Origin of the sequence: Sphingopyxis sp. (assembly GCF_035944815.1) — a bacterium.
Classification (GTDB): Bacteria; Pseudomonadota; Alphaproteobacteria; order Sphingomonadales; family Sphingomonadaceae; genus Sphingopyxis.
Genome location: NZ_DASZAU010000009.1, coordinates 541531 through 560225, shown reverse-complemented (window position 1 = coordinate 560225; position 18695 = coordinate 541531). Strand labels below are relative to the sequence as shown.

Sequence of the window (18695 nt, the reverse complement as noted above, 5' to 3'; positions counted from 1 at the left end):
GATCGCTCCGGCGGCCTCTTGTCGACCTTGCTGCCTGTGTCGTTTAGCCGACGATTTCTTCGGGCTTGAAGAAATAGGCGATTTCGATCGCCGCATTCTCGTCGCTGTCGCTGCCGTGAACCGTGTTCGCCTCGATGCTTTCGGCCAGTTCCTTGCGGATCGTGCCGGGTGCAGCATCCTTGGGGTTGGTCGCGCCCATGATGTCGCGGTTCGCCTGCATGGCGTTTTCGCCTTCGAGGACCTGGACGACGACGGGGCCGCTGATCATGAAGTCGACGAGTTCGCCGAAGAAGGGGCGTTCCTTGTGGACCGCGTAGAAGCCTTCGGCCTGTTCGCGGCTCATGTGGATGCGCTTCGACGCGACGACGCGCAGGCCGGCGTCTTCCAGCATCTTGGTGACGGCGCCGGTGAGGTTGCGACGCGTGGCGTCGGGCTTGATGATCGAAAAGGTGCGAGTAACCGCCATGGGGGAAGCTCCTGTGTTATTATGGTCTGCGATGCGCGCGCCTCTAGCCGCGCTTTCGCCGCGCCGCAAGGACAGAGCGCAGTCGGCGGCTATGCGCCGCTGCCATAGGTTATCGCGCCTTCGACCATGTCGCCGGTCTGGGTCGCGGTCACCTGGATCGAGGTTTTCGTATCGTCGGGCTTTTCGGCGCTGATGATGACCGTATCCTCGGCGGTCATTTCGGACTTCACCTTGAGACCGGCGGCCTCGATCTGGCGGCGATAATGGGCGACCACCTCGGCCGCCCTGCCCTTGACCTCGAAGCTCGCGAGACCGCCCTTGCCGTCCTTGCCCGACCCGGCGAAACCGCCGGTCATCTTCGATCCCGGAAAGGGCGTCAGGCCCGCGGGCAGCTTCGCCGCGCCACCGAACTGCACTTCGCCATCTTCGGTCTTGATCGTGACCTTGTCGTTTTCGCCATCCTCACTGCTGCTGATACTATAATCGGCGGTCTTGCCGGTTTCGGGATCGGTATAGGTGCCGCTCGCGACCTCGGTTTCCGGGCTGGAGCCGCAGCCGGCGAGGAGCAGCGTCGCGGCGGCGAGCGCAGCGCAGAGGGAGGGAGTGGGGCGGATCGTCGTCATATCGAAGGCTCCTGCTGAAACGAAAGCCCGGCCGCTCTGGCGGGCGCCGCGCGCCCTGTCGGTGACATATGTCACAGCCGCCTAGGGCCCTTCGGACCAGCGGCCGTTTTCGTCCTGTTTCCAGAAGCGGTTGTCGACATCGTCGCGCGCCGCCAGCGTGCGCCACAGCGCGCGCGCATCGTCGATGCGGCTGTTGTCGAACAGCAGGAAGACGCGCTCGAACCCGAGCGCCTCGTCGCGCCATTCGCCGTCAGCGAGCGCAAGATATGTCGCGCGGTTCGGCGGCGACGGATCGAGCGTGCCCGCGATCAGGATCGGCTCGATCTCCTCATCGGGCGAGCCGGCAGCCCCGTGCGGCAGGAAGCTCGCCGGCTGGAGCGACCAGAGCGCGGCGTCGATCGCCTGCCGCTGCATCGCCGGCGCGGCGACCACCAGCAGGCGGTCGCCGTTCGCGAGGATTCGCGTCGCGAGGGCGGGGAGCACGCGTTCGGCGGGATCGCGGGTCAGCCGGTAGAAGTCGACGCGCGCCATGCTCCCCTGCCCCTGCGCCCTCAGCCTTCGTGGTTGGCGGCGATATAGCGGTCGAGCAGGCGCACGCCGTAGCCGGTCGCGCCCTTGGCGTAGACCGGGCCGTCCTTGTCGTGCCAGGCCATGCCCGCGATATCGAGATGCGCCCATTTGACGCCTTCGTCGACGAAGCGCTTGATGAACTGCGCCGCAGTGATCGAGCCGCCCTCGCGCGGGCCGACGTTCTTCATGTCGGCGATCGGGCTGTCGATCAGCTTGTCGTAGGCGGGCGACAGCGGGAAACGCCACAGCTTGTTGTTCGACGCCTCGCCCGCGGCGATCAGCTGGTCGGCGAGGCCGTCGTCGTTGGCGAAGATGCCCGCATATTCATGGCCGAGCGAAATCACCATCGCGCCGGTCAGCGTCGCGAGGTCGACGATCACCGAGGGTTCGTAGACCTGCTGCGTCCAGGTGACGGCGTCGCAAAGCACGAGGCGCCCTTCGGCGTCGGTGTTGAGCACCTCGACCGTCTGGCCCGACATGGTCGACACGACATCGCCGGGGCGCATCGCATTGCCGTCGGGCATATTTTCGACGAGCCCGACGATGCCGACGACATTCGCCTTAGCCTTGCGCCCCGCGATCGCCTTCATCGCGCCCGCGACGGCGCCCGCGCCGCCCATGTCCCATTTCATCATGTCCATGCCCGCGGCGGGCTTGATGCTGATGCCGCCGGTGTCGAAGGTCACGCCCTTGCCGACGAAGGCGATCGGCTTCGCGCCCGGCTGACCGCCGTTCCAGCGCATCGCGAGCAGCCGCGGCGGGCGCGTCGAGCCCTGCGCGACGCCAAGCAGCGCGCCCATGCCGAGCGCCTTCATCTGGCGTTCGTCGAGTATTTCGAGCTCGACACCGAGGTCGGCGAGATGCTGGCAGCGTTCGACGAAGCTTTCGGGATAGAGGATGTTCGGCGGCTCGGCGACGAGCGTCTGGGTAAAGGCGACACCATCGGCGATCGCCTGATTTTCCGCCCAGCGCGGCGAGAGGTCGCCGTGCGACGACGCGATCGTCACCGCCTTCAGGCTCGGCTTCGCCTTGTCCGAAAGGCGCGTGCGATAGGTATCGAGGCGCCAGTTGCGCAGCAGCGCGCCCATCGCAAAGGCTAGGACGTCGTCGGCGTCGCTCTGCCCGGCGCTGGCGAAATCGACATGGACCGCGGTCACGCCGCTGGTCTGGAGCTTCGCGGTCAGCGCCGCGCCGCCGCGTTCGAGGTCGTGCTCGCCGCCTTCGCCGATCCCGACGAGCAGCAGGCGCTTGGCCACGCCGCCGTCGATGGTCGCGGTTTCGGCGATCGTCCCCGCCGTACCGTCGAAGCGCGCCTGCGCCGCCGCGGCACCGAGCAGCGCGCCGAGCGCGCCGGCTTCGCCCTTGCGGACCGGAAAAGCGACGACGTCGGCAGACGCATCGATTTGCGCGACAAACTGAATGTCCATGCCTTAACTTTCTTATGCGATGATTGATTGGAACGTGGCGGACCGATAGGGGTTTCGCTTGCGAGTTGCAAAAACAAAGCGGCCGGTCCAAGCCGGCGAATGTCGATATAGGGTTCGGGACAAAGGGATTAAATGAGCTGGGCTTTGTTCCAACAAGCGGCGCGTGCGCGGCCGTTCTGGCTGGCGACGGCGAGCGGTGCCGCATTGGCGGCCAGCCCGGTGCTGGCCCAGAGCGAGGCGAATCCGGCCCAGTCGGCCGAGGTCGCCGGCGAACCCGATTTGCAGACGCCCGACGTCGTGCCGACCGGTTCGGACGCGCCCGACGTCAAGGGCGAGGAACAGATCGGCTTTGCCGCCGATAACCTGAACTACGACAGCGATACCGAAATCGTCATTGCCGAGGGCAATGTCCAGATGAACCGCGAAGCGATCGAGATGCGCGCGGACAAGGTGACGTGGAACCGCAAGACGGGCCAGGTTTTCGCCGAGGGCAATGTCGTCATCAAGAATCCCGAAGGCGACACCGCCTATGGCGACAAGATCGAGCTGACCGATACGTTGCGCGACGGCGTCGTCGAGAATCTGCTCGTCGTGCTCGACAACGGATCGCGGCTGGCGGCGATCAAGGGCACGCGCTTCGACAATGGCAATATCGAGCTGGAAAACGCCGCCTACACCCCCTGCCCCGTCGAGGATGACGCAGGCTGCCCCAAGAACCCGAGCTGGCAGATTCGCGCCGTCCGCGTGATGTACGACCGGGCGAAGAACAAGATCCGGTACAAGGGCGCACGCGTCGAAATTTTCGGCCTGCCGCTGATCCCGCTGCCGGGGCTCAGCCATCCCGCGAACAGCGAGGCCGGAAGCGGCATATTGGTGCCCGAGATCCGGCTCGACCGCAGCAACGGCTTCGAAATCGCCGTGCCCTATTATCTGCGCATCGCGCCCGACCGCGACATCACGATCACGCCGCATATCTACACGAGCGCAGCGCCGATGCTGGAAGGCGAGTTTCGCGCGCTGACCGACATCGGTTCGTTCCGTATCAACGGCTATGCGACCTATGGCTCGCTGGTGCCGCTGACCGGCGACGATCCCGATACCGAGAAGCGCTTTCGCGGCTATCTTGAAAGCGCGGGCAAGTTCCAGTTCGATCCGCGCTGGAGCCTGACCTATTCGGGCCGCATCGCGACCGACCGCACTTTCATGCGGCGGTACGATATCAGCCGCGACGACCGGCTGCGTTCGACCTTCGAACTCGAACGCATCGGCAACCAGAGCTATCTCTCGATCGCCGGCTGGGCGACGCAGACGCTGCGCCGCAACGACGAACAGGGCCAGCAGCCGATCGCGCTGCCGATCATCGATTATCGCCAGCGGTTCGACGATCCGCTGCTGGGCGGGCAGCTGGAATTGCAGCTCAACACGCTCGCGATCGGGCGGACCCAAGGGCAGGACACGCAGCGCGCCTTTGCCGGCGCGCGCTGGGACCTGCGCGGCCTGACCGGCCTTGGTCAGGAAGTGACGCTGACCGCGCTGGTTCGCGGCGACGTCTATCACAGCGACGAGAATCTGCTGACCGCCATTCCCGGCTATCGCGGCAAATCGGGGTGGCAGGGGCGCGGGATCGCCGCCGTCGCCGCCGACATGCGCTGGCCCTTCGTCGGCGAATTCCTGGGCGGCACGCAGACGCTGACCCCGCGCGTCCAGATCGTCGCCACCCCGCCGATCAAGAATCTCGACATTCCGAACGAAGACTCGCGCGCCTTCGACCTCGAGGACGGCAATCTCTTTTCGATCAACCGCTTCAACGGTTACGACCGGTTCGAGGACGGCGCGCGCATCACCTATGGGATCGAATGGAATTTCAGCCGGCCGGGCTTCAACATCAGCAGCGTAATCGGGCAGAGCTATCGCCTGTCGGACAAGCCCAGCCTGTTTCCCGACGGCACCGGGCTGACCGACCGCACGTCGGATATCGTCGGGCGAACGACCGTCGCCTATCGCGATTTCCTGCGGCTGACGCACCGGTTCCGGCTGGACAAGGACAGTCTGGCGATCCGCCGCAACGAGTTCGACGCGACGATCGGCGGCCGCTCGACCTATGCCGTGCTCGGCTATTCGCGGCTCAACCGCGACATATTGCTGCTCGGCGAGGATCTGCAGGATCGCGAGGAAGTGCGCGCAGGCGGACGCGTCGCGGTTGCGAAGAACTGGTCAGTCTTCGGGTCGGCGATCGTCGACCTGACGCAGCGCAGCGACGATCCGCTGAGTTCGGCCGACGGCTTCGAACCGATCCGCCACCGTCTGGGCGTCGCCTATGACGATGAATGCCTGTCGATCGCGCTGACCTGGCGCCGCGACTATGCCGACACCGGCGACGCCCGGCGCGGCAACAGCTTCTCGTTCCGCATCGCGTTCCGCAACCTCGGCTTCTGAGCGGGCGGGCGCCTTGGCGTCCTAGCCCTTGTAGAACATCCAGCCGATCATGACGGCGCCGGTCGCGACCAGCGCCGCGGAAAGCCAGCGCCAGCCGCCCATGCCGCGCCAGATGCCGTTCCATATCGGCCGTTCCACGACGGCAGCGCGGGCGCTGTGCGCGATACGGTGCGAATAGATCGCGGCCCCCGACAGCGCGAGCCCGGTCATCAGCAGCCCGAAGACGAACCAGGGTATGCGCGTCCAATAGCCGGCGAAGGTCCCGAAATGCAGCGGGTCGGCCATCTCCGAGATACGCTGGTGGACATCGAGGCTGCGCCCGTCGCTCGCCATGACGACGCGCGCGGTCGCGGCATCGACCCAGACCGCATTGGCGCGCGGCCGGACGAGCCAGGCGCTCCGTTGCCCCTGAAAGACGAAGGCCCCCGATTCCTTGTCGGGAAACTGGACCATCTCGATATCGAGCGCGGGATCGGCACCGCGAACCGCGGCGAGGCTGGCCGCGAGCGAATGTGCCGCGGCGACCATATCCGCCGGCGGGCGTTCGACGATCGCGCCCTTCGGTTCGGGCAGGTCGGGCGCGTCACCGCCCAATTGTTCGACAAGGTACCAGAGCCCCGTCAGCGCGATCAGCGCGACGAACCACAGGCTCCACACCCCGGTGAGGCGGTGGAAATCGCCCCATGCTGTGCGGACATCGCGCCAGCGGATCGGCTTGAAGAAGCCGCGCCACCATTTGCGGTAGACGACGAACGATGTGACGAGGCTGATCAGCAGCAGGAACGACAAGGACCCGACGATCGGCACGCCATATTTGACCGGCAGGTTGAGGTGCCGGTGGAGGTTGCGCAGCACGCGCTGGCTGTCGATGAAGCCCTGTTCGCCCTGCACGCGCCCCGTGGTCGGATGGACGTGCAGATAGCCGCGGCTCTTGTCCGCGCGCTGGAACGCGACGCGCGCCGCAAAGGCGCCCGCGTGCGGCCGCGCGATATAGTTGATCGTCGCGACGCCGGGATAGCGCGCCGCATTTTCGGCGATAAGGTCCCAGCGCGGCGCACCCTCGACCGACGAGGGCGCCACGCGCAGCGTCGGGTGCAGCAGCCAGTCGATCTCGGCGCTGAGCACCGCGAGCGTTCCCGTGAACAGGACGAAGGCGAGGAAGAGCGACAGCTTCAGCCCGACCCATTGATGGACGGCCCACCAGAGGCGCCGCCCGCTCGCCTTTTTTGCCTTGGGTTTTGCGGCCTGCGCGGTCAGAATTTATACCCCAGCTCGACGAAGGCCGACCGCGGCCTTCCCGGGAAATGCCCGCCGCGGTCGTTGAAGCCCGAAGCGGCATAGGTCTTGTCGAAGATATTGTCGACGCGCAGCCGCACGTCCCACGGACCGCGCGTCCAGCTGACCGATCCGTCGAAGACGAAATAGGGGTTTACCGGCTGGTTCGACAGGCTGATCCGCTTCGACACATAGTCGCCGCCGAGCGCGAAGGCGAGACCCGTGCTCGGGATCTGGTAGCGCGTCCAGAAGCCGAGCTTGTTCTTCGGCGCGTTGGCGAAGCGGCCGCCGGGGACGACATTGGTGATGCCGCCGTTGGAGACCGTCGTCGACTTGGTCACCTTCGTGTCATTATAGGCGTAAGTCAGCGTCAGCACCCAATTGTCGGTGATGTCGGCCGCGATATCGACGTCGACGCCCTTTGACGTAACTTCGCCGAACGCCAACGAGTTGTTGATGCCGTCCGGGGGAGTATCGGTATCACCGCCGGGGTCGGCCTGCAGCAAATTCTGCCGCTTGATCCGGTATACCGACAGGCTGCTCTGGATCCGTCCGCCGAGCAGCGCGGTCTTCACGCCGCCCTCGAACATGTCGCCCGTCGTCGGCGGGAACGGCCCGCCGGCGCGCGGATCCTGCGCCGAGGCCGATTGCGGTTCGAAGCTTGTCGCATATTGACCGAACAGCGACAGATCGTCGCGAACGCGCCAGACGAGGCCGACGCGATAGCTTTCGTCGCGATCCTTGAAGCGCGTCCGCGTGCCGTTGGCGGCGATGCTGACGTCCTCGAAACTGTCGGTGCGGATGCCCGCGACCGCGATCAGCCGGCCCAGCGTCAGCTCGTTCAGCAGGTAAAAGCCGTTGCGCTTCGTCTCGGTGAACGTGGTCGTCGCAGCGGGCATATTGTACAGCGTCGGATCGCAGGCGCGGTAGACGGGATTCGCGAAGTCGAGCGGACATGGCAGGCCCGCCGCCGCGGTCGCGCGCCCGGTGAGCTGCGAGGCGGTCGAGGTCGCATCCTCGGTGCTGTAATCGAACCCGGCGAGCACGCGGTTCGAGACCGTGTCCGAAATCTGCGCCGACCAGACGGCGTTGCCCCCGAACGACCAGCTTTTCGTCCCGCGATACTGGTCGCGATACTGGCGCGCGACCGCGTCGAAACGGCCGTCGGCGTTGCGATCGAGCAGCGCGATCGGTTCGTGATATTTCTGCTTTTCCGATGCGTCGATGCGGCGCCCCGCGACGTCCAGCTTGAGATTTTCGGTCGGCTCGAACTCGAGCTTCGCCTGCACGGCGGTCGAACGCAGGTCGAGGAAATCGCTCGGCTCGTTATGATTCCAGCGCCGGTTTGCAAGGAAATGCCCGTCGGCGTCGACCGCGATCCCGCGCAGGCGGTTCGCCGCGAGGTCCTGTTCGATCCGCCAGACCTGCGTCGTCAGCTTCGCGATGCCGAGGTCGAAGCTGGCGCCGGCATCGAGCAGCAGCGACCGGTTGCCCGCATGGTACCGCGGCAGGTCGCGATCCTCGAAAAAGGCACCGCCGCGCAGCGCGATGACGTCGTTCACCGGGCCTGTCACCTCGACCTGCCCGCCGTAGCGATCCTCGGTCCCTGCGACGATCCGCGCCGATGCGGCGAAGGTCTGCGACGGTTTCTTGGTCACATAGTTGAAGAGGCCGCCCGGCGCGGTCTGGCCGTAGAGCATGCCCGCCGGTCCCTTCAGGAACTCGACCCGCTCGATGTTGAAGAGCTGCGGGACGGCGAAACCGATATAGGGGTCGCCGCGCAGCCCGTCGTAGAAATTCTCCTGCTGGCGGAAGCCGCGTGCGGTGACGCCGGCGTAGGAGAAGACGCTGACCCCCGAGATATTGCGATAGAGATCCTGCGCGTCGCGCGCGCCCTGATCGTCGATCAGCTGCTCGGTGAGGACGGTGATCGATTGCGACGATGCCAGCGGTTCGGTCGGCATCTTGCCGCTCGCCGTTTCCTCGATGCGATAGAGTTTCGCGACGCGGCCGGTGACGATGATTTCGTCGGCGGCGGCCTCGGCCGCAGCGTCGGCGCCGTCTTCGGCATAGGCGTCCGGCGCGATCAGGGCGGTCGACATCGACAGCCCGAGCATCATCTTGCGAATCATTCTCACATCCCCTGCTGAGGGACGCGCGGCTAGCGCAATTGAGAATGAGTTGCAACAAACGGCGTGACCGGCGCTTCGCGGGGCGGATGGTCCAACGCAGCGCCGGCCGGCTAGCCGAAACGGCTGGTGGCGGCGCGATCAGCCTTTCTTGGGCGCGGCAACGGCACCATCGGCATATTTGATCGAGCAGCCATAGGGCTGCGCAAAGGCCGTCGCGACCGGACGCCCCGCCGCTTGATCGTCAAGCGCGGCGCGCACGAAATTCTTCGCGCCCGCAAGATCCTCGACCTTGTTGGTCGGCTTGTCGTCGATCCCGCCGGCGTAGATGATCCGGCCCTCGCCATCGATCACCCGCATGTCGGGGGTCGTCTTGGCGCCATAGGCCTTGCCCGTCGCGCCCGTCGGATCGAGGAGAAGGTGGGTGAAGCCGGCGTTGAAGCGCTGTCCCCAGTTTTTCGCGCGATCGCCTTCGACGAAACCCTGTTCGCCGGGGGCGGACGAAATGATCGTCAGCCAGACGACGCCGTCGCCGACCGCCTCTTTCTGCAGCGCCTGCATCGCGCCGCTATAATGTTTCTTCACATAGGGGCAGTCCTCGTTCGTCCATTCGAGGACGACGGTCTTGCCGCGAAAATCGGCGAGCGAGACCTGCTCGCCATTGGCATTGGCAAGCTGGAAGGCGGGCGCGACCTGCCCCCCGGCCGCCGCGGCCTTTTCGGTTGCGGCAGGCGCTTCGGCGGTCTTGTCGGCACCCTGCCCGCACCCGGCAAGCAGCAAGGCCGACGTCGCGGCGATCGAAAGCAACAGATGTTTCACGGCTAATCTCCTCTCGGTCATCGTCATGTTGAACCCTTTGCGCCCGCGCGCCTGACGGCGTCGGCCACGATCCCCGGCGTGAGCAGTTGCGGCAGGATTTCGGGCGCCGCCTTGTCCGGCGAATAGACGAGGTAAAGCGGGACGCCCGACCGGCCGAACCGCTCGAGTTCGCGCGCGATCACATCGTCGCGCCGCGTCCAGTCGGCGACCATATAGACGGCGTCGGGACCGGCGAACAAGGCGCGCGTCGCGTCATTCGCCAGCGCCGCGCGCTCGTTCACCTTGCAGGTGACGCACCAGTCGGCGGTGAAATTGACGAAGACGACCTTGCCCTCCGCGCGCGCCGCGGCGACCGCGTCCACCGACCAGCGCGTGTCCGAAGCGCTTTGCGACCCCGCGGCTTCCGCCCCGGGTCCGAACGACGCGGCGGACAATGTAACGGCGACCGCCGCGATCGACGACAATGCCGATACCGCCGTCGTCCAGAGCGCCCGGCGCCCCGCCATGCGCGCGGCCTGGCGCCAGCCCCAGAGCGTCAGCCCGAAGGCGAGGAAGAGAGAGCCGGCGAGGATCAAAGCCAGCGCTTCGCCGCCCGTCTGCCGCGCGAACACCCAGAGCAGCCAGAGCGCGGCGCCATACATCGGAAAGGCGAGGATCGATTTGAGGCGGTCCATCCACGGACCCGGCCTTGGGAAGCGGCGGAGGATCCGTGGCGACAGGCTGATGACCAGATAGGGAAGCGCGAGCCCGAGCCCGAGCATCGCGAACACGGCGAGCGCCATCGGTGCGGGCATGACGAGCGCCGCACCCAGCGCGAAGGCCATGAACGGCGCCGTGCAGGGCGCCGCGACGACCACCGCGAGCATGCCGGTGAAAAAGGCCCCCGCACCGCCGGGCAGGCGCGTCAGCCTGCTGCCCGCGCCGCCGCCCGAAAGGCCGACCTCGAAAACGCCCGAAAGATTGAGCCCGACCGCGAGCATGAGCAGCGCAAGCAGGCCGGTGACGGCCGGGTTCTGGAGCTGGAAACCCCAGCCCGCGGCCTCGCCCGCCCCGCGCAGCGCGAGCAGGGTGCCCGCGAGCAGGATGAAGGTCGCGAGCACGCCAAAGAGGAAGGCGATCCCGTCGCGTCGCGCCGCTCGCGGCGTGTGTGCCGACGCCGACAGCGACGCGGCCTTCATCGCGAGGATCGGGAAGACGCACGGCATGAGATTGAGGATGAGGCCACCGATCAGCGCGAACAGGGCGGCCTGGCCGAAGAGAAGGAGGCTCGTCTCACCACCCCCGGCTGCGGGCGCCGCCGCCGTGTCGGCGACCACTTCCCACGCGCCGCCCGGCGTCGCGATCACGCCCCCCAGCGGCTTGCCGAGGCCGCTCGCGAGGACGGCTCCGCCGGCCTTCATCCGGAGGACCAGCTCGCCGCCCTTCCACTCGGCGTTCTGGACGGCGGGGTGGTCGACGATGCCCCCGTCGAAGGGAAAGAAATAGGCGTCCGCGGCGGCACCTTCGCGCAAGGCGGCACCGCGGAGGCGGAGTATGAGGTCGGCGCCGTCCTGCGCGACATGCGCCGCGATGTCGGCCGGGCGCGGCGCGGCCTCGACGACGCGCTCGATCGCGGCGCCTTCGGTACCGGCGAGCGGCGGCACGCCATCGCGAACGGGAAGATCGAATTTGACCGTCCGCTCGTCGGGAACGCACATATCCTCGCTGCAGACCATAGAGAGGACCGTGACCGCGAGCGACAGGGTCGTCCCCGCTTTCGCCGATCGCGGCACCTCGATCGGCACCGGCAGATAGACCTGCCGCGAATAGCCATAGTTCATCAGCCCCTTAACCGGCTGGCGTTCGGGCAGCGGCCACAGGATCGGCCCCGCGGATACGCCGGCCGGAAGCGACCATGTGAGCTCGGTAGCGCCGCCCGAGTCCCCGGGATTGCGCCAATAGGTGTGCCAGCCGGGTTTGATATCCTGACGCACCGCGACGATCGCGGTCGATCCGGGGGCGGCCCATTGGTGCATCGGGACCAGCGAAACCTCGACGTTCGCCGAATACATCGTCTGGGCGGCGCCCGGCACCCCCGCCAGCGCGAAAAGAAGCGCGACGAGAAGCAGGCGGAGCGAAGCGAGCATGGGACAGACCTGCCAAAAACTTTTGCGGTGCGACACCCCGGTCTGTCGCATCGGGCCAAGCCATCACGACTTTGTCGCAACTTTATGGCAAAATCCGCTTATCGCTCCGCTCGGCCTTCATTTTCCTTCGGACCGCGCACGCACCGTATCGAAATCGTGCCGCACGAGCAGTTCGCCGTTGCGCCACACGGGCACCAGCAGGTCCTCTCCCGCGCCGAGCGTATCGAGCCTCGCCGCGGCCATCCGGCCATCCTTCATCACGACCGCCTGTCGTCCGGCCTTGCTCGCCTTGCCGGGGTCGGTGCTCGGCATCTTGAACACATCGTGCCAGACGCCGTCGCTGCCCAGCATCGCATTCGCCTTCATCGCGAAGCGCAGCGTGTCGCGGTTGACGTGCTGCAGCATCCCGCCGCCCATGCCGAAGGCGATATTGTCGATCGCAAAGCCTTCCTCGATCATCCGCGCCACCAGCGTCCCGATGCTGTCGACCGTCATCCCGTCGCCCTGGATCACACGGACATGCGGGTCGAGCACGCGGTAGCCCTTGCTGTTCACGGTCCCGCCGAACTTCTCCCACAAAGTCTTCACCGTGCGCAGCGGCGTTTCGATCGGGTCGCCGCTGTCGGGGCGCACGACGAGCGTGCCCTGCCGCCCCAGCACTTTTTCACGCAGGCTGCCGCCCCAGATGTCGGCGACCGCGGCATCGAGGTCATAGCTGTCGGAGACGACCGCGACGATCCGCCCCTCGCCCTCGAACCGGTCGAGCATGTTGCGATAGGCGTCTTCCTCGCGCTCGCGGCCCCAGCTCGTCATCGTGCTGTGCTCGGCGGCGGGGATGGAAAAGCCCGCCATGTCGGCGCCATAGTAACGCCGCGCCGCGACCAGCGCCTCCATCGTATCGGTGCCCTGGAAATTGACGAGATGCGCGAGCCCGCCCAGCCCCGCGCTCTCGGCAGAGGACACCCCGCGCGCGCCGAAATCGTGGAGCTTGAAGGGGAGCTGGCCCTCCACATCGTCGGACGTCTTTTCCAGCCCGGCGCGGATCACCTGCTTGCACTTCCAGCTCAGCGTCGCGACCGTCGTCGGATACCAGATCGCGCGCAGCATCGCGGTTTCGATGAAGGTCGTAAGCCAGGGCATGCGCGGATCGGTGTTTTCGAGCTGGACCATCGGCACCCCGGCGGGAACGATCGTTCCTTCGGGCAGCGCCTTGATCTCGAGCGGCAGATAGCCGCCATGGTCGGCGACGATCGCCTCCCATCCCGCGCGGTTGAACGGAACGCCGTGCGCGACGCAGATCGCCTCGGCCTCGTCGATGTCCGCCGCCGCGATCGGCTGGCTGAAATAGTCGACCAGCAGCGGCTGCAGCCCGAGGAAGACGATTGCGCCGGAAAAGGGGTTCGGCCGCGCCTCGACATAGGCGCTGATGATGCGCGCCTCGGGCGGATATTGCAGATAGTGGCTCTGCTTGTAGCTGTCGGTCGCCAGGATCGGGTTTTTCATGATGTGAACTCCTCACATTCTTGCTTGTAGGCAGGACTCCCCCGCCGCGGGTTTACAGGTCGGCCATCTCTTCGATGATCGACCAATGGTCTTCGAAAAACATTTCGGGGCGGAGGTCGCCGAGGCGGTACCAGCGCGCATGCGCCGCATCGTCGCCGCCCTTGACCGCGAACAGCTTGCGCCGCTCGGGCAGCCGGAACAGATAGGCGTGCGTGATGACGCGGCCACGCAGGCTGCGGTTCGGGGCGTCGAACACGCGCGTGCGATGATCCTCGATGAAGCTGCCGAGCATTGCGGGCGGGATCTGGCCCTTGCCGTCGCTGATCCCCGTTTCCTCGCGCAGCTCGCGGATCGCGGCATCGCGGATGCGCTCGCCCGCGTCGACGAAGCCGCCGGGCAGCGCGAGCAGGCCTTTGCCGGGCAGCCGCCCGCGCTCGACGAGCAGGATATGGCCGGACTGGACGACGACCGCATCGGCGGTGACGAACGGGCCCTTGCCCCATTGCTTCGGATAGTCGGCGAGATATTCGCTTTCCTCGAGCAAGGTGCGGAACGTCTCGCCGAGCTTGAATGCGTCGAGCCATGCCGCCACGTCAGGAGTCAGGATCGAAGCGGGCACTTCCGGGATGCGCTGAAAATAGCGGCGCCGGACGTCGGTCGAGCTGAAGGTGCCGTACTGGCTGTCGATCTGGATATTGTCCCACTCGGGAAACAGGCGAAGATAATAGGAGGAGGCATCCTTGCCATAGCCCGTCAGCGCGACCTTGAAATCGGCAAGCCCGTGGCTGCCGAAGCCGTGCCCGTTGCCGACGTCGAGGATGATGCGGTTCACGCGGCGCTGCACCTCGGTCACCCAGGCGGTGTCCGAATAGAGATGGTCGTCGAGCGGTTCGACGATCAGCCGTTCCTCGGCCATTTCGTGGCGGAACGCGGCGCGCAGCATCGCGGCGCGCTCGTCGAAGGTGAAGGGATTGCGCGGATCGCGCGCGACATTCGCCGAGCCGACGAGGATGATGAGCCGGCCGACCTGTTCCAGCGCCTGCCGGATGACATGTTCATGCCCGATATGCAGCGGCTGGAAGCGTCCGATAAAGACGCCGAAATCTGCTTTTTTCATCGTTCGAGGCTCCCTCGATCCTTTTCATTCCCGGCCTCCCCGGGATGAAGGCGACCCCGACTCGGTGTCGCTGACCATCTTATATTCATTTGACATATATCTAGTCAAGATATAAGTACGCGCCATGTCCGAACCCTATGATCCCGCGGCCTTCCCGCCCCTCGCGGTGACGGTCGACCTTGTGTTGATGACGGTACAGGATGGCCATCTGGCGGTCCTGCTGCAGCGCCGCAGTGAGGATCCGCACAAGGGCGACTGGGCGCTCCCCGGCGGTTTCGTCGGCGCGGCTGAAAGCCTCGACGATGCGGCGCAGCGCATCCTTGCCGACAAAGCCGGGATGACCGGAGGCTGGCTCGAACAGCTCTACAGCTTTGGCGATCCGGCTCGCGATCCGCGAATGCGCGTCGTTACCATCGCCTATTTCGCGCTGTTGCCCGAGCACCGGTTGCGCGATGCGCTCGCCGGTCGCGCCGACCTGACGCTGGCGCCGCTGGACGCACTGCCCGGGCTCGCCTTCGACCACCGCAGCATCGTCGATCACGCCGCCGCGCGCCTGCGCGGCAAGCTCGATTATGCGCCGATCGCCTTTGCGCTCTTGCCATCGCGCTTCACTTTGCGCGCACTGCAACAGGTTCACGAGGCGATCCTCGGCAGCCCGCTCAACAAGCCCGCCTTTCGCCGCCGGATGCTCGATGCGGGCTGGATCGAAGGCACCGGCGAGCGCGAGGAAGGCGGCGCCTTTCGCCCCGCAGAGCTATACAGGGTCCGGTAAACGTGGCGGATTCTGCCATCGCCCCCGCCGGGAACCAATTTGGCGCCGGACTGTTCCAGCCCGACAAGCCGCTTGCTTTGCACGGGCGGTCAAATCGGGGAATTGCGTGCGCCGCGTCTTCCATTGCCTTTGCTGGCTGTCCTGCATCGCGATCCTGGCGCAGGCGGGACCGTTGCGGGCGCAGGATGGACAAAAGGCGCCAGCGGCCGACAGCGCGATGGACGCCCGGAAATCTGCCGAGGCCGAAGCGGCGATGTCGGCCTATCGCGAGCGCACCGCGGCGCAGCGCCGCAAGGTCGCGGCGGTCGCCGAAGCGACCGCGCCCGACAGCCCGGAAACCGCGGGCGAACTCTACCTCCTCTCGCTCTACCTCGCGCGGCAAGGCGAGATCGACGAAGCCGCCACGATCGCCGAAGAGGCTTATGCGATACAGGCGCGGACGCTCGGGCGCGACCATGGAGATACGCGCGCATCGCTCTACCAGCTTGCGACGATGCTCCGCCGCGCCGACGAGGCGCGCGCGCTGCCCGGTGCGGCGCTGTCCGGCCAAGCCGACGACGCGGCGCCGGCGGAAAGCGACGAGGATGTCCGCCGGCTGATCGATCGCGGCCGGTTCGCCCGGGCGGAGACCGCGGTTCGCGCGCGGATGGCCCGGCAGCGGTCGGACGCCCGCTCGGCCGCGGCGGCGACGGACAAGGAATTGCTCGCCAACATCCTGTACCTGACGGGGCGCGCCGACACCGCCGAAACGCTGATGCGCGAGGCGGTCGCCATCCGCGAGCGCCGCCGCGACCCCAAGGCGTTGTCCGCGGCGTTGCGGCGCCTCGCGCTGGTGCTGTCCGCCCGCGGCCAATATGCCGCCGCCGAAACCCACGCCCGCCGCGCGATCGAGCTGGTCGAGCCGCTGGACGGCGAGACGCGCTCGCTATCGGCGGCTTGGGGCACATTGGGCGAGATCCTCGCCGGGCAGCGCCGCCGCCCCGAAGCATCGACCGCGATGCAGAAGGCAATCGACCATGCCAAAGCGGCGTTCGGCGACGACGATGCGTTCGTGGTCGAGGAATATAATGGCTTCGCGCTGAACCGCGAGGAGATGGGCGACGTCGAAGGCGCCGAGGCGATCTATCGCCGCAATCTCGACCTGCTCGTCCGCGCGAAAGGGCGCGGCAGCCTTGAAACCGCGCGCACGCTCGCGCTGCTGTCGAACAATCTCGACCGGCAGGACAAGGCGCTCGAGGCCGAAGTCCGGCTGCGTCAGGCGATTGCGATCCGCGAACGCGAGCTCGGGCCGGGCAATCCCGATACGCTCCGGTCGCTCGGTAATCTCGTCGGCCTGCTCATCAAGGGCGGAAAATATGACGAGGCGGGCGCGCTGCAAACACGCGTCATCGCGCTGCGGTCGGCCCTGCCCGAACGCAATCGCGAGGAAGCAATCGCCGACCTCGGGCGGATGGGCGATATCCTGTCGAAGCAGGGCAAGGTCGATGCCGCGATCGATTATCAGCGCCGCGCGCTGACGCTCGCCACCGATACGCTCGATCCCGGCCACCCCTATGTCGCGATCGCGTCGATGGCACTCGCCCGCTCGCTCGCGCGAACGGCGCCCGAATCGGACGAATATGTCGAGCTGATGCGCGGGGCGGTCGACCGCGCGCGCGACGAGCGGACGCGGGTGCTGTCGGCGACCGATGTGTCCGGAACCAATGCGGGCGAGCGCGCCGTCGCCGCCGCGATCAGCAACGACGATTGGTCCGACGGCCCCGGCGCCGGCGTCTTCGCCCTCGCCCTCACCCTCAATGCGAGCCACGCAACCACCGTCCGCAGCGAGGAAGAGGCTTTGCGCGCCGAATCCTTTCGCATCGCACAGGATTCGACGTCGAGCGCCGCCACGCGTTCGCTCGCCGGCATCGTCGCGCGCGAGGCGCTCGGCGATACGCCGCTCGCGCGGCTGGTCCGGCGCCAGCAGGACCTCGCCCTCGAAATCCGCGGCCTCAACCGGCGGCTCGGCACCATGATGATCGGCGCGCCCGACGACGCGGCGGGCATGAAGGACCGGATCGCCATGCTCGGCCGTGACCTTGCCGCCGTCGAAGCGCAGCTCCGCGACGCCCATCCCGACTATGCACGCCTCGCGGTCCCGCAATCGCTGAGCGAGGCGGAGGTGCGCCGCCGGCTGCGGCCGGGTGAAGCGCTGCTCCTTGTGACCGAGGGCGAGCTGTATGATTTCACCTTCGTCGTCACCCCCGACGGCGCGAGCTGGAATGCGGTGCCGCGGCTGCAGGCCTTTCTGCGCGGTACGATCGAGGCGTTCCGCTGCGAGGTCGATCCGCAGACCTGTTCGGGCATCTGGACCGCCTCGCCGCTGTTCGAGCGCCGCTATGCCTGGGACCTCTACCGCTTCCTCGTCCAGCCGCATGAGGCGTTGCTCAAGGATGTGAAGACGCTCTATGTCACGACGTCGGGTCCGCTCGCCGACCTGCCGTTCGCAGCGTTTATCACCGCCGAACCGCAGGGCGAGGACAGCGACGCCGCGCTCGCCGCGTCGCCATGGCTCGGCGACCGGTTCGCGATCGTCAACCTGCCCTCGGTCGAAGCGCTGCGCGCCGGCGCGCCGCAACCGGCGAAGCCCGGCTCGCGCCCCTTCATCGGTTACGGCGCGCCTGTGCTCGCCGAGGCTGGAAGCGGGCGCGCGGTTACGGGGGGCCTGGCGCCGCACGCGGGCAAGTCCGGCACGGAACTCGCCGATCCCGCGCGACTGCGCGCGCTCCGCTCGCTGCCGGGGACCGAGGTCGAACTCAACGCGATGGCGCGCATACTCGGCGCCGAGCCCAGCGCCATCCACCTGGGCGCGGCGGCGACGGAGGCGGCGGTGCGTAGCAACGACCGACTGCGCGACGCGCGGATCGTCGCTTTCGCGACACACGGCATCCTGCCCGGTGAGATCGAGGGCTTTGCCCAACCGGGACTGATCTTTACCCCGCCCGGGCGCGCGACGCCGGCCGACGACGGCATATTGACCGCCGCCGAAGCCGCCGGGCTCGACCTGTCGGCCGAGTGGGTCATCCTGTCGGCGTGCAATACCGGCACCACCGAGGGGCCCGGCGGCGGCGACGCCTTGTCGGGGCTCGCGCGTGCTTTCCTCTATGCCGGGGCCGACGCGCTGCTGGCGAGCCGCTGGCGCGTCGGCGACAAGGTCACCGCCGCGCTGACCGTGGAAACGCTCCTCCATGCCCGGCAGCATCCGGCCGCGGGCAAAGCCGCCGCCCTTCAATCCGCGATGCGCGCCATCCGGACCGGCAAACGCGACGACGGATCGGCGATCGAAGGCTGGACGAGCGACTGGGCGCATCCTGCCGCCTGGGCGCCCTTCACACTGATCGCCACCAGCAACTGACGGCCGGCAAAGGGCTGACTTTGCGTTGGCGCGGCCTT

Annotated in this window: 13 protein-coding genes; 3 read left to right on the top strand and 10 right to left on the bottom strand. The window is 67.2% G+C overall.

Translation table 11 applies throughout. The features are described from left to right. Window positions 1-43 precede the first annotated feature (43 nt). The 4 genes from ndk to VGU00_RS13285 all read right to left on the bottom strand — a co-directional run bounded on the left by ndk (window position 44) and on the right by VGU00_RS13285 (window position 3086). Window positions 44-466: a nucleoside-diphosphate kinase gene (gene ndk, locus VGU00_RS13300; RefSeq protein ID WP_054588335.1), complete on the bottom strand. Its 423-nt coding sequence runs from the start codon at window positions 464-466 to the stop codon at window positions 44-46. Window positions 467-555: 89 nt separating this feature from the next. Further along, complete coding sequence (locus VGU00_RS13295; RefSeq protein WP_327469235.1) at window positions 556-1089, bottom strand: hypothetical protein; 534 nt, start codon at window positions 1087-1089, stop codon at window positions 556-558. Window positions 1090-1170: 81 nt separating this feature from the next. After that, window positions 1171-1620: a DNA polymerase III subunit chi gene (locus VGU00_RS13290; protein WP_327469233.1), complete on the bottom strand. Its 450-nt coding sequence runs from the start codon at window positions 1618-1620 to the stop codon at window positions 1171-1173. A gap of 20 nt (window positions 1621-1640) precedes the next feature. Then, window positions 1641-3086 carry a leucyl aminopeptidase gene (locus tag VGU00_RS13285; RefSeq protein ID WP_327469231.1) on the bottom strand — a complete coding sequence of 482 codons (1446 nt, stop codon included), beginning with the start codon at window positions 3084-3086 and terminating at the stop codon, window positions 1641-1643. A gap of 132 nt (window positions 3087-3218) precedes the next feature. On the opposite strand from VGU00_RS13285, the gene VGU00_RS13280 reads away from it, so the two are divergent. After that, complete coding sequence (locus VGU00_RS13280; protein ID WP_327469229.1) at window positions 3219-5522, top strand: LPS-assembly protein LptD; 2304 nt, start codon at window positions 3219-3221, stop codon at window positions 5520-5522. 21 nt (window positions 5523-5543) lie between these two features. On the opposite strand, the gene VGU00_RS13275 is transcribed toward VGU00_RS13280, so the two are convergent. The 6 genes from VGU00_RS13275 to VGU00_RS13250 form a co-directional block, all read right to left on the bottom strand. Continuing rightward, window positions 5544-6779, bottom strand: a complete 1236-nt coding sequence (locus VGU00_RS13275) for a PepSY-associated TM helix domain-containing protein (RefSeq protein ID WP_327469839.1) — start codon at window positions 6777-6779, stop codon at window positions 5544-5546. Beyond that, on the bottom strand, window positions 6776-8929 hold the full coding sequence (locus VGU00_RS13270; RefSeq protein ID WP_327469227.1) for a TonB-dependent receptor: 2154 nt from the start codon (window positions 8927-8929) through the stop codon (window positions 6776-6778). Before VGU00_RS13270 ends, VGU00_RS13275 begins: the two co-directional genes overlap by 4 nt. Window positions 8930-9067: 138 nt before the next feature. After that, window positions 9068-9745, bottom strand: coding sequence for a thioredoxin family protein (locus VGU00_RS13265; RefSeq protein WP_327469225.1), 678 nt, complete (start codon window positions 9743-9745; stop codon window positions 9068-9070). 23 nt (window positions 9746-9768) lie between these two features. Continuing rightward, window positions 9769-11871, bottom strand: coding sequence for a protein-disulfide reductase DsbD family protein (locus tag VGU00_RS13260; protein WP_327469223.1), 2103 nt, complete (start codon window positions 11869-11871; stop codon window positions 9769-9771). 117 nt (window positions 11872-11988) lie between these two features. Further along, window positions 11989-13374, bottom strand: coding sequence for a nicotinate phosphoribosyltransferase (locus tag VGU00_RS13255; RefSeq protein WP_327469221.1), 1386 nt, complete (start codon window positions 13372-13374; stop codon window positions 11989-11991). Window positions 13375-13426: 52 nt separating this feature from the next. Further along, a complete protein-coding gene (locus VGU00_RS13250) occupies window positions 13427-14491 on the bottom strand; it encodes a bifunctional nicotinamide-nucleotide adenylyltransferase/Nudix hydroxylase (RefSeq protein ID WP_327469219.1) in 1065 nt (354 codons plus the stop codon). A gap of 124 nt (window positions 14492-14615) precedes the next feature. Between VGU00_RS13250 and VGU00_RS13245 the strand changes: the two genes are divergently transcribed. After that, on the top strand, window positions 14616-15263 hold the full coding sequence (locus VGU00_RS13245) for an NUDIX hydrolase (RefSeq protein WP_327469217.1): 648 nt from the start codon (window positions 14616-14618) through the stop codon (window positions 15261-15263). A gap of 106 nt (window positions 15264-15369) precedes the next feature. Then, complete coding sequence (locus tag VGU00_RS13240; RefSeq protein WP_327469215.1) at window positions 15370-18657, top strand: CHAT domain-containing tetratricopeptide repeat protein; 3288 nt, start codon at window positions 15370-15372, stop codon at window positions 18655-18657. Window positions 18658-18695 lie beyond the last annotated feature (38 nt).

What these genes read in the sequence shown, in the direction of transcription:
- ndk (WP_054588335.1), bottom strand. Translation starts at nt 466, where the DNA reads ATGGCGGTTACTCGCACCTTTTCGATCATCAAGCCCGACGCCACGCGT.
- VGU00_RS13295 (WP_327469235.1), bottom strand. Translation starts at nt 1,089, where the DNA reads ATGACGACGATCCGCCCCACTCCCTCCCTCTGCGCTGCGCTCGCCGCC.
- VGU00_RS13290 (WP_327469233.1), bottom strand. Translation starts at nt 1,620, where the DNA reads ATGGCGCGCGTCGACTTCTACCGGCTGACCCGCGATCCCGCCGAACGC.
- VGU00_RS13285 (WP_327469231.1), bottom strand. Translation starts at nt 3,086, where the DNA reads ATGGACATTCAGTTTGTCGCGCAAATCGATGCGTCTGCCGACGTCGTC.
- VGU00_RS13280 (WP_327469229.1), top strand. Translation starts at nt 3,219, where the DNA reads ATGAGCTGGGCTTTGTTCCAACAAGCGGCGCGTGCGCGGCCGTTCTGG.
- VGU00_RS13270 (WP_327469227.1), bottom strand. Translation starts at nt 8,929, where the DNA reads ATGATTCGCAAGATGATGCTCGGGCTGTCGATGTCGACCGCCCTGATC.
- VGU00_RS13260 (WP_327469223.1), bottom strand. Translation starts at nt 11,871, where the DNA reads ATGCTCGCTTCGCTCCGCCTGCTTCTCGTCGCGCTTCTTTTCGCGCTG.
- VGU00_RS13255 (WP_327469221.1), bottom strand. Translation starts at nt 13,374, where the DNA reads ATGAAAAACCCGATCCTGGCGACCGACAGCTACAAGCAGAGCCACTAT.
- VGU00_RS13250 (WP_327469219.1), bottom strand. Translation starts at nt 14,491, where the DNA reads ATGAAAAAAGCAGATTTCGGCGTCTTTATCGGACGCTTCCAGCCGCTG.
- VGU00_RS13245 (WP_327469217.1), top strand. Translation starts at nt 14,616, where the DNA reads ATGTCCGAACCCTATGATCCCGCGGCCTTCCCGCCCCTCGCGGTGACG.